Origin of the sequence: Corallococcus sp. CA053C, from assembly GCF_003611675.1 — a bacterium.
Lineage (GTDB): Bacteria > Myxococcota > Myxococcia > Myxococcales > Myxococcaceae > Corallococcus.
The window spans coordinates 1-1,183 of sequence record NZ_RAWA01000790.1 but is presented as its reverse complement, the minus strand read 5'-3'; the positions used below and the strand labels follow the sequence as shown (position 1 = coordinate 1,183).

The following is a 1,183-nucleotide window of genomic DNA, read 5'->3' as shown; positions in this document are numbered from 1 at the left end:
GGAGGACGGGGAGCGGCGGACCGCGGGCGTGTTCTCCGGTGCTTCTTCTGGAGGAAGGGACGGCGCGCGGGAGATGGACGTCTCGTTGTCGCTGACGTTGTGAGGCTGGGTGACGCGCACGCTGTCCAGCGTGGAGGAGCGCTGGGGACGGGGGCGGGAGTCTTCCGTGGATCCGTTCGAGGCATCACGCGGGGAACGGGCGCGTGCGTCTTCAGCGGATCCGTTCGCGGCGTCACGAGGAGGACGGGCGCGTGCGTCTTCGGATCCATTCGCGGCCTCACGAGGAGGACGGGCGCGTGCGTCTTCGGTGGATCCGTTCGCGGCGTCACGCGAGGAACGGGCGCGTGCGTCTTCGGTGGAACCGTTCGAAGCATCGCGAGGAGGGCGGGGGCGGGAGTCTTCCGCGGATCCGTTCGCAGCGTCACGCGAGGAACGGGCGCGCGCGTCTTCGGATCCATTCGCGGCCTCACGAGGAGGACGCGGACGGGAATCCTCGGCGGATCCATTCGCGGCCTCACGAGGAGGACGGGCCCGTGCATCTTCCGCGGATCCGTTCGCAGCATCGCGAGGAGGACGCGGACGGGAATCCTCGGGGGTGTTCAGGGCCTCTCGTGGGGGTCGAGGCCGTGCGTCTTCGGATCCATTCGCGGCGTCACGCGCGGAGCGGGCCCGTGCGTCCTCCGCGGAGTCACGTCCACCGCGGGCCTTCGGCTCCTCCCCTGCTCCGTGCGCCGCATCCCGAGCAGACCGCGAACGGGCCTCCTCTGAAGGCTTCTCACGTCCAGCGCGGGGACGCGGCTCCTCCGGCGGCACGAAGGTCGGAGGTTCCCGGGAGGCGCGGGCCTTCGGATCCTCGGGAGCCTGCGCACCCACGCGGGACAGCGGCGTGAGGATCGTCTCACCCTCGTACCCGGGGGACGTCGTGACCACGGACGGCGTGATGCGCAGCAGCGGATCCAGCACCACGGGTGCCAGGTCCGGCTCGGTCCGAATGGAAGGCTCGGAATCAGCGGGCTTCGCGGCCAGCGCCTCGGTGGGCGGCGAGACGCGGCGGGACGCGGCCGGCGCGGTCGCGGTCTTGCGCACGGCGACGAGCTCCTCCGTGTTGCGCCGGCCGGTGGTGACCACGGGCGCCGGGGTGGCCTTGGCCGGCGCGGGCGGCTTCACCGGGGCCGCCGGCGCG

General features: G+C 72.4%; 1 protein-coding gene. It reads left to right on the top strand.

The genetic code is table 11. The features are described 5' to 3' along the window. Window positions 1–886: 886 nt before the first annotated feature. Window positions 887–1,183 (top strand): hypothetical protein (locus tag D7V97_RS43170; protein ID WP_147445268.1); only part of this gene is annotated, 297 nt, incomplete at its 3' end.